Annotated in this window: 9 protein-coding genes; 3 read left to right on the forward strand and 6 right to left on the reverse strand. The window is 43.0% G+C overall.

The features are described from left to right. The first annotated feature begins 3 nt into the window (after window positions 1–3). Window positions 4–390: a DUF1257 domain-containing protein gene (locus ACEW80_RS00435; RefSeq protein WP_373524701.1), complete on the forward strand. Its 387-nt coding sequence runs from the start codon at window positions 4–6 to the stop codon at window positions 388–390. Further along, entirely contained in the window at window positions 390–851 is a 462-nt protein-coding gene (locus ACEW80_RS00440; protein WP_373524702.1) for a ferredoxin, read from the forward strand. The genes ACEW80_RS00435 and ACEW80_RS00440 overlap by 1 nt, the downstream gene beginning before the upstream one ends. 176 nt (window positions 852–1,027) lie before the next feature. On the opposite strand, the gene ACEW80_RS00445 is transcribed toward ACEW80_RS00440, so the two are convergent. The 3 genes from ACEW80_RS00445 to ACEW80_RS00455 all read right to left on the reverse strand — a co-directional run bounded on the left by ACEW80_RS00445 (window position 1,028) and on the right by ACEW80_RS00455 (window position 4,242). Continuing rightward, window positions 1,028–1,312 carry a YiaA/YiaB family inner membrane protein gene (locus tag ACEW80_RS00445; RefSeq protein WP_373524703.1) on the reverse strand — a complete coding sequence of 95 codons (285 nt, stop codon included), beginning with the start codon at window positions 1,310–1,312 and terminating at the stop codon, window positions 1,028–1,030. Between the two features lie 500 nt (window positions 1,313–1,812). After that, window positions 1,813–3,408: a DUF4335 domain-containing protein gene (locus tag ACEW80_RS00450; protein WP_373524704.1), complete on the reverse strand. Its 1,596-nt coding sequence runs from the start codon at window positions 3,406–3,408 to the stop codon at window positions 1,813–1,815. Window positions 3,409–3,636: 228 nt separating this feature from the next. Then, window positions 3,637–4,242, reverse strand: coding sequence for a DUF3038 domain-containing protein (locus ACEW80_RS00455; protein WP_069069205.1), 606 nt, complete (start codon window positions 4,240–4,242; stop codon window positions 3,637–3,639). 608 nt (window positions 4,243–4,850) lie between these two features. On the opposite strand from ACEW80_RS00455, the gene ACEW80_RS00460 reads away from it, so the two are divergent. After that, window positions 4,851–5,663: a PEP-CTERM sorting domain-containing protein gene (locus ACEW80_RS00460; protein WP_373524705.1), complete on the forward strand. Its 813-nt coding sequence runs from the start codon at window positions 4,851–4,853 to the stop codon at window positions 5,661–5,663. A 331-nt stretch (window positions 5,664–5,994) separates the two neighbouring features. Here the strand turns inward: ACEW80_RS00460 and ACEW80_RS00465 are convergent, their stop codons facing one another. Genes ACEW80_RS00465 through ACEW80_RS00475 form a run of 3 tightly spaced genes read right to left on the reverse strand, consistent with a single transcriptional unit; the run spans window position 5,995 to window position 9,536 of the window. After that, complete coding sequence (locus ACEW80_RS00465) at window positions 5,995–6,693, reverse strand: Uma2 family endonuclease (protein WP_373524706.1); 699 nt, start codon at window positions 6,691–6,693, stop codon at window positions 5,995–5,997. An 11-nt stretch (window positions 6,694–6,704) separates the two neighbouring features. Then, complete coding sequence (locus tag ACEW80_RS00470) at window positions 6,705–9,176, reverse strand: endonuclease MutS2 (protein ID WP_373524707.1); 2,472 nt, start codon at window positions 9,174–9,176, stop codon at window positions 6,705–6,707. Between the two features lie 54 nt (window positions 9,177–9,230). Beyond that, window positions 9,231–9,536 (reverse strand): DUF2288 domain-containing protein, encoded by a 306-nt coding sequence (locus ACEW80_RS00475; RefSeq protein ID WP_373524708.1) that lies wholly within the window; start codon window positions 9,534–9,536, stop codon window positions 9,231–9,233. Window positions 9,537–9,973: the final 437 nt, after the last annotated feature.

Here is a 9,973-nt window from a genome sequence, read left to right on the forward strand (position 1 = left end):
ATCATGTCACACTTTAGCCAAATTAAGACTCAAATCCGTAACCTTGATTCTTTGAAAGATGCTTTGACTGAATTAGGCGTAGACTGGAAACCAGGGCCACAGGAGGTACGTGGTTATCGCGGTCAAACCCATCCTGCCGAAGTTACTATTGAGCAGGAAAATGGCTACGATATCGGCTTTAGATGGAATGGCAAGGAATATGAACTGGTGGCTGACTTGCAATATTGGCAGCAAAACTTGTCTGTAGACGGATTTTTGCGCCAGGTAACACAGCGTTATGCTTATCAAACAGTTGTGAAAGAAACCGCTCGTGTTGGCTTTCAAGTTGCTGAACAACAAAAAAATGAAGATGGTTCAATTCGCTTAGTAGTACAGCGCTGGAGTGCGTAATGGCTGATTTTGTGCCGTCGCCAGAAGAACAAGAAGTAAACCGTTCCGGTTTTGAACCAGAATTAGGGGGTTTTTTACGGGATGCCCCAGAACGGTCTGGTTTAGAACCAGAATTGGGTGGTATGTTGCGTCAAAATGGTGTCTACGTTGACGAAATCACCTGTATTGGTTGTAAGCATTGCGCTCATGTGGCGCGTAATACCTTTTACATTGAACCAGATTATGGGCGATCGCGTGTAGTTCGCCAAGATGGCGATGCTGAAGAAATTATCCAAGAAGCAATTGACACTTGTCCAGTTGATTGCATCTACTGGCTTGATTACACTGAACTGAAAAAGTTAGAAGAAGAGCGAAAATATCAGGTAATTCCTCTAGTGGGTTATCCGGTAGAACAAGCAGTCGCTGCTAGCGAACGTCGGCGTAAAAAGCAAAAGTTAAAAACCAAGAAATCCGTTTATTAAGATAAAAACCTTAAATTAACATAACAAAGGACTGGTATATCCAGTCCTTTTGTTTTTGGTTATATAGTTAATTTCTGATGTATAAATCACATCAAATTGGAAAAAGTAGTATTGTTTGATATTCCTGAAACGGCTTTTTGATCAAGCCTTTTAATCCAAAATTGGCATGACTCCCTTCATTTTAAATTTAGAGGATCGTGTTGTGAAAGCAATTTTTCTACTTTCGCCTCATCTAACCTAGCGGTTAATCTTCTATTTTCGTGCAAGTCTCTACTAGTTTTCGCCAAAGTAAAAGTTGAGCCAACAGAAAAAACTAAACCCATGCCCATAAATCCTTTCACCCAGCTATTCACAGGCAAGTTTACAATACCGAAGGTGGTCATAGAAATAGAAATTACAAAAGCTGCCCAAGTTTGAATAACCCAAGCTGGACTGTCTTTTTGAGTACCAATTGTTTGCATATTTCCTACCTTTAATCTGGGTGATTTAATAGTGATTGTATTGACTGGTAGGTTTACTGGTATCAATAGTAAGACCAGTTTGATAACTGGATTCCAAAAGGCAAGCCAAGACCAATTTTAGTAAGTAGAAACTGGCATAATTTTTGTGCCAGTTTTACAAGTGGCATCGAAATGAAATCTTGTAGCATTCTCGTTGAGCTAACTAGCCCGCCTTGCACTTGAAGTGCCATTTGCTTATAGCCCAATCATATGCTTGGGTTAAGAGAATAGTAGGTTGGGTTGAGCGACAGTGAAACCCAACAAAGTCTCGATAATGTTGGGTTTCGTTCCTCAACCCAACCTACACCAGCTTTAGTTTTTAGCTTATAGCCCAAGTTCACTTAAGTAGACTAAAAGCGTTTACTAATCGTCTTTAGAGGACTTTAACTATTAGCCTAGTAAGAAATTACTAGGTGGTTGTTGGGACTGTTGCAATATCTCAGATTAAACGGGTTAGTTGCTTATTCATCAGGAAAAGTTTGTACCTTGCCGTCAGGACTGAGAACAACTCGAATTCTGACATTTTGTCCGCGTGTATTGGCGGAAACAAAAGGTTGACCAACTTCAGGCATCCCAGCACTATCAACTAATTCTCTTGCAGCTTTATTGAGAGGAAAAATTCGTTCAATTGCACCGTCAACACTGACTATTAAACTGTACTCTAATGTTTGTCCCAGTCCAGTAGGTGGTTGCCAACGCTTTATTAAGTATTCTCTAGCTTCTGCTATTTGAGGTGTGTCAAATAATGTACCCTTAGTTGCCACTTCTCTGGATGCGGGGGTTTTGCGTTCGTTTCCTAATTGATCGATAAATGGATTATTGTCCGCAGTTCTAGACGAGGGAAGTTCTGAGGAGGGTTTATTTCCAGGAGAAGCTGCCCGTAAAGAATTGATTGTTTCGTCCAGCTGTTGTGAGGTTAGTGAGGGGGCTGGGGTAGGGCTATTATTGGGTATGGTGCTAAGAGACGGGGGAACTGGTGAAATATTTGGTGATAAACTGCCTGTGGTCGAAGATAGGCTGGATGGCAAATTCCGCCGCTGAGGCAGAGCATCCGCTTGGGGATTTGAACGTGTAAGGTTCTGTTCAAGATTTGGTAAGGTAGCAATTTTCTGGTCTAGGATTTTGCTGGATGGTGTCCCTGGATTGCTAGGAAAAGTTGAAATCGTTTTCTGAGGTATTGTCAGTGCATTATTTAGCAATGGAGGTGGCACTGTAGAGAAATTGGAATTAGGAGATGTTAAAGGTATTTCCAGCAAACTGGATGTGGGAAGCGGAGGGGTAGAACCTAGCAAATTATCTGCTGGGGGAGTGAGTCCGGGTTGAAGTGTGGGAAAGCTCACTGAAGATGAAGGTTCTAGAGCAGCTTTTACCGCTACTGGATCTGCGGTTTGGGCTGTCTGCTGTTGCTTTTCCCTAACGTCGTTAGCATATTGCCAAGTAACTGGTAAAAAACCTACACCTAATACTAATACTGCGGCAATAGGCGCCCAAGCAGGGAACCTCAGAGTCGAACTCCTGCTGTTGAGAGTTGGCAGTGCCATGACATCAGTCGAGTATTCATCTAAAGCACTTGCCAAATCAAATAGTTGCAGCAGACTGAGTTGAATTACGAGGCCAGATGCGTGGTTGGCGAGAGAGCCAAGAAATAGATTATGAGTTAAATAGCTGCTTGGTTCTAAGTGGATATTTGCCCCTGGAATCTGGGCAGTAAAAGAATTTAATGTCTTTGTTGAGGACTTTGATTCCGGCTCATCCAATGCTGTGCTTGACTTTTGGGTATCAGATAAACTGACGCAAAAGTTTTCTGGAGACTGTTGGAGGAATTGCTGTACATAGCTTGTGACGGCATCACATAAAGCTTCGAGTTGATCGCGATCGCCCCGAATTGGAACTCTGTTTTCTTGTGGTAGTCGGGGATCATCAAAACGTAACTCAAAGCTTAGGTGCTTGAGGACAGTTTTCCCCATCCAACGAGACAGTGGTGAGCTTTGCGCGAATACTTCGAGCGTGCAAGTCGGGGGTGTGTAGCAACGAATGACAGAATTTGATAGAGGCATGGCAGGAACTACGAGGAAGACTATTTGGGATTTTGCAAAAAGTTGAGCCAGTTGCTTACAAAAAAAAGTTGAAACGGCGGATTCCTCCACTCAGAACTTTGTCATGTTCAACTGGTGTGCAAAGAGGAAACAGTATTGATAGTGATCGCCCAAGGGTTAACAATTATCAAAAGGGAATCCTTATCTAGCAAATTTTAATCAGCGAATTTTGGTTGAGGAATTTCAAATCTAAAATTTTGTAGAACGGTCTATAAGTGCTAGCCAGAGACGGCGATGCCCACCAGGTGCACTATAAAAAAGTAAATCTACAAGCAGTTTTAGTGCCAGGTTGGTTAGTAAATCCGTTGAGATTTGCTCGTCCTCTTCCATCCGCTCTTGGTAGGTGTTGCAAAAAGCATCAATATAATCTCCAAGTAAAGCAGCCTGGTGAGGTTCCCGGTTATTTTCTGCCATTTGTTCCAACAGACCGACAGCACGGCGAATCAATTCCTGGTGCTGTTTGGCTAGGTAGCAGATAATCAAAACAAGCGATCGCGCTTCTTCGACATCTAGCTTTTTTCGCCCTCCTTGACCTTTGCGTAGGGGATTTGATTGGCGCAGTCGCCATAAAGCTACGCGATCTGGCACTCTTGACTCTAAATTCAGATCAGTTGCCGCCGAAAGCATAGCCTCTGAACCAATGCCAGTTAGGGTTTCTAGCGCCAACAGCACCAAGTCTAATTGGGTTTTGATATTATCCCATTGGACTGTGTTTGGGGCTGGAAGCTTGATTAAATCCTCCCACTGGGAATTTGGAGTGGCTGAGTTGGCGGCCGAGTGCATAACTTTTAGCATAGGTGATCAAGCTGATAGAGGATGTTGCTGTTACCCATTTTGAAACCAGACTCTCAAGGATCAAGCTTGGTTTCCCATAGCTATGAGCCAGAGGCTTCAGCTAGATTTTTTCTATGTGGTAAACAGGAGGTATCTTTGTCCTACTCTAGATGAAAATTTATTTTGGACAAAGTAGAAAATTATCAATTCTAGTTAAGGTTTACCCGACTTTCGCTGCTAGTTCCGCACAAGAGTATAAATAAACTATTGTTTTGAATGTTAACCGCTAATTATCGCTGAGTAATTATTTAGAATACCTCCTAATTTATTTGCAGTTTTAAATTTTGAAATTTCTTGATGTTTATTACTTAATCTTAATTTATACATAATTGCTAGACAAATTTTTTACCTTTCTTGCTGCTGGACAGGATACCCCAGTTTCGCTTGTGTGTAGCCTGTTATTTAAGGATAGGCTGGGCAACATCAAGGATTGGCTTCTATGAAAATTTGATAAAGTCAGCGTTTGAAGACGTTGGCCAATTGATTTTATCCAACTTAGTTGGTACTATAGCTTTAACCGCAAACCACGCACATATCAGAACTCATTTATAAAGCCTAATAGTAAAAATATGAATAAGCTCAATACGTTTCCTTTTTTCTTTCAAAAAATAGCAAAGGCGAGCATAGCCTTGATAGCAGGAATTTTATCGAGTATTGTGCTTGCTAACCCTATCCATGCAGCTACCCTCGCTCAAAATCTTATTGTTAATGGGGATGCAGAACAAGGGCAAGGAGATCCCATTGGTAATGCTGTTGGGACTGATATACCTTTTATCCCTGGCTGGATTTTAACTGATAGTTTTAGTGTGCTGCAATATGGAGCAACGGGTTTTGAATTTACTAATGCCTTGGGTAATATAGTCGCCGTTAGTGGACTTCCTAATGCTAATAGTTCAGGGCCAAGTGTACGCGGAAAAAATTTCTTTTATGGTGGTGCTAATAGAGGCTCATCAAGTGCTTCTCAATTAATTGAGATAGCTGATTTTGCCTCCATAATTGATGCTGGTCAAGGAGCATACGATTTGAGCGCCTGGTTAGGTGGCTACGACACTGATTTAGATAATGTGGAATTTAGTCTTAATTTCCTTAATCAAGATGGTCAATCTCTAAACACAGCATTCATTACTTCGCCCACTCCAGACGAAAGAAATAACACAACAGGTTTATTATTCAAGTCCACGAAAGGCTTTGTTCCCGTTGGTGCAAGACAAATTAATGTTGCTCTGGATATGAACTATGTTCGTGGGCGCGTGAATGATGGCTATGCCGATAACCTCTCGCTAGTAATCACCAAAGTTCCAGAACCATCATTTTCAGGTTTACTGTTAGTTAGTTCATCGTGTCTGATGGTATGGAAATTACGTAGAAATCGGCAATTATAGCCATAGATCAATACGGTTCAGTTAGCGCCAAAAACCTTAAACTGCGTAGGTTGGGTTAAGCAAAGCGCAACCCAACATTTTCGGGGCTTTGTTGGGTTGCGCTTTGCTTAACCCAACCTACAATTTTTCTTAACCCAAGCGTATTGAGCCATAGATTGCATTATTTTCATCCTAACTTTGGTTGATGAAATAATAAATTTACTGGTAGTATCCGATTTTACAAATGAGAATAAAAATGGGAAATGCACAAGAAGTAGGCAGTCGTAGAAAAGAATGTACCAACTTTCTAATAAGGAGACTTGCAAACAATAAATCTTGGTTGGTATTCTCTTTAAAGATTCTGAAGATTACCATTTGCAAGTGTGACTTTACTAATTTGCTGTCTTATCCACGCCCGAAACGCTTTCATTGTCGCATTTCTGCCATTGGTTTTACTCAACATCAAATATTCGGGAATCACTTGATAAATTGGGAGATTTGGGAAAATAGAACTGGTATTTGATTCTACATACTTACCATTGAAAAGCACGTTTATTTCTAACTTACTTCCATTCCATCGCCACAGTTCCGGTACTTTCAAAGCTTGATAATTATTGAAACGAGTGCGAGAGGTAATATCAATTTCAATAGCTAAATCTGGAGGCGGGTCGGTTTCTAAATTGATTCTTTCTTTGCCCCTAATTCTAGCTTCATTTTGAATATAAAAACAATCATCAGGTTCTATCCCAGCATCCATACTTTCCTGATTAAAAGTCGTAGAACCTAAACTCCAAAATTCCAAATCGAGTTCTTCTAATAAAACTTTTACCAAATCCCCAATAATAACTTTAGCTACTTCATGTTCTGGTAATGGAGCCATTATTTCCAGCACCCCTTGACTGTAACTCATCCGAAAACTGCGTAGGCGTAGCCCGTCGTAGACATCGCTCCCCAATTCTGCCAAAATACGTTTGTATGCCGACCAAGAGACATCTTTAATCAACAACTGATGACCGGCTCTAACAATTAGTTGATTGAGTTCAAGTAACATCGCAAATAACTTTATTTGATGTGAGCAATGGTAACACCACTGCCACCATCTGATTGTTCTGCTGGTTCGTAGTTGTTAACTCTAGAATGCTGTTGCAAAAAAGCGTGGACACCTTGCCGCAGTTTACCAGTTCCGTGCCCGTGAATAATCCATATTGGGCCTGTAGCTTCCGAGATAGCTTTATCTAGAATGTATTCGGAATCAGCTACTCGCTTACCGCGCAAATCAATGGTGTTTTGGGAAGTGCGGATTTCTGGGACACTTTGCGGTGGTGGCGTTGCTGCTGCTGGGGCTGGTTTGGGTTTGACGATTGGTTCGGGTTTTTGACCATCTAGAGATTCTACGTCTTGCAATTTCACAGTCATTTTCATTAGCCCAAAGCGAACGCTTAACTCGCCATCTTCATCAGGGGCGGTGATTACTTCTGCTACCTGTCCCAGTTTGGGAACGCGGACGCGATCGCCTACTTTGGGCATAAATACAGCTTTTGGTTTTGCTGGCGTTGTTGGCTGATATTGCTGGCCAATTTGATTCAAAGCATTGGTGGCTTGCTGGGCTTCTTGGGCTGTGGGCGTACCTTTCTGCAAGCGGCGGATCACTTGGGCAATTTCACCTTTTGCTTGAGCGATCGCTTGTTGGACTGCTACTTCTTGTGAAGCCCGCAAACTGCTTTCCCTCTCTTCCAAACTTGCGGCTTTTGCTGATACTTCTTTGTATAAACGTTCTGCTTGATGCAACAAATTTTGGGCTTCCGCAGCTTTGGTTTCCTGGCGGCGGCGTTGCGCTTCTAAGCCAGCAATCACTTGATTGACTTCATCTGTGGCCTCTCCCACTTGACTTTTCGCCTGTTCTACCACTTCTGGTTTTAATCCCAAGCGTAGGGCAATAGTTAAGGCGTTAGAACGTCCGGGGATGCCCCACAGCAGACGATAAGTAGGCGAGAGAGTACTTTCGTCAAATTCAACAGAAGCATTTTCAAACCGCTCGTCTTCGTATTTTAGGGCTTTTAGTTCGCCGAAGTGAGTGGTGGCGATCGTTAGTTGGGCGTGGTTGGCAAGATATTGCAACAAAGCGATCGCTAAGGCACTACCTTCAACTGGATCAGTTCCGGCGCCGACTTCATCGAGTAAAACGAGTGCTGAGTGCTGAGTGCTGAGTGCTGAGTTCTGAGTTAGGAGTGCTGAGTTAGGAGTAGGAAGTTCCCCCTCTGTTCCTCTGCTCCCCTGCTCTTCTGCTTCCCCAGTCCCTAATGCCTCCAAAATCCGACTAATCCGGCGGATGTGTCCAGAGAATGTGGATAAACTTTGCTGTAAGGATTGTTCATCACCAATATCTGCCAGCACTTTATCAAACCAAGGTATTTCCACTGGTTCGCGGGCGGGGACAAATAAACCCACTTTGGCCATCAATGCTGCTAACCCCAGAGTTTTTAAGGTTACAGTTTTACCGCCAGTATTTGGCCCGGTAATCGTCACTACTCGAATTTGCGGACTGATCAACAAATCCACAGGAACTACTGGTTGCCCTTGTTCGTGCCTTTGTTGCCACACTAACAACGGATGTCGTAAATTCCGCAAGGTAATGATTTCACTATCTTCACGCTGGATAAATCGTGGCGGATTCGCTTCTAGCCAGTAACTATATCGTGATCTAGCGGTTGCCAGATCCAAAGTGGTGGCGATCGCTAACAACCTCTCTAAATCTGGTTTGACTGCGGCTACCTGTTCTGTCAAAACGCGGCGAACCGCTTCTTCTTCCGCTTGCTCTTTTCTGATGATCTGCCGCAGTTGGTTGCCCAGAGGCACTACCGAATTCGGTTCTACGTACAGCGTGGCCCCACTGGTAGAGGTATCGTGGACAATACCGGGGATGGCATCTTTTTGGGGTGCTTTTACAGGGATGACAAAGCGAGCGCTCCGTTGGGTAATCAGCTGTTCTTGAACTGCGCCAGATTTTGCCTGTAAGATATTTTGTAGCTTTTGGGTAATTTGAGTGCGTAATCGCCGCAAATCTGTGCGAATTTCCCCCAGTTTTTGACTTGCGCGATCAGTTACCTGGAATCTTTCATCAATACAGCGGTGAATCTCTTGTTCTAGTTCGGGATAAGTCCGCAAATCGGCAACCAACTCAGTCAATATCGGCAAATCTTCCTGATTGTCGATGACACGGCGCAAATTTCTGACTCCCGCGAGGGTGGTGGCGATCGCTAACAGTTGATCCCCTGCTAAAATTCCGCCGCGTTCTGCCCGTTCTAGGGAATCGCCAATATCTTGAATTCCCTCAAATGATAGTCCCGTGGTGAGACGAGTTTCCAGTTGGTAGACTTCTTTGGTTTGCTCTAACAACTGCTCGCTTTGAGTCTGAGAATCGGGTATTTTCAGATGACGCGCAGCTGTCGCCCCCAGCTTAGTTGCCGCAAAGGTGGCAAGGTGCTGGCAGAGGCGATGCCATTCTAATAGTTCTAAAGTTTCAGATTGGATCAAGGTTTCAATATCTAATCTGAAATTATCCTAACAATTCTAGCCGTTCTGTGACACTTATTTAGCTGATACGGCGGTTATTTCTTGCACCAGAACGTAAGGCTGGACAATGAGGGTATTAAATCGCTTACTGCGACTACAATTCCATTCTCCCACCTGTACTGTTGTGGGTTTGGTAATCAATTGCTCATCGATCCACTGTTGCACTGATGGAATTTTATCACTGGCGATCGCTACTCCAACATCTACCAAGCTTAACTCAGGTACCACCAAAATTACTGCATCTCGTTGGACATGAGGAATCAGCCACTCCCACTCTGCCTCATCCAAAATTTCTGTTAATTCCGCTCTTAAGTCCGACATTATTCCCAATTTGTATTGGCTAATAGTCTATTTTACATTAAGTTAGAACGTACCCTGCGGGTTCGCTCTTAGCGTTCTCGTAGAGTAGCCGCTCCGCGTCCACGTTAAAAAAAATTGAATTTAACAAAGAGTTAAGCCTTAACCCAAGCGTATTGCAACATGAGGAGTACCTCAATACGATAAAGGAGTACCTCAATACGATAAAGGAGTACTTCAATACGATAAAGGAGTACTTCAATACGATAAAGGAGTACTTCAATATGATAAATGAGTACTTCAATACGATAAATGAGTACGTGACACTCCTACACTTCTCTAGCGAGTAAGTGTAGGCTTCTCAGTCGCTCCGAAGAACGAGTAGAACTTCTTTCAGGAGTTAACTCCCTACAGCGTTTTAGAGTGAGGTACGTGTCCTGCCCCACTTGTACAAATCAACG

Origin of the sequence: Nostoc sp., assembly GCF_041747015.1 — a bacterium.
GTDB lineage: Bacteria > Cyanobacteriota > Cyanobacteriia > Cyanobacteriales > Nostocaceae > Nostoc.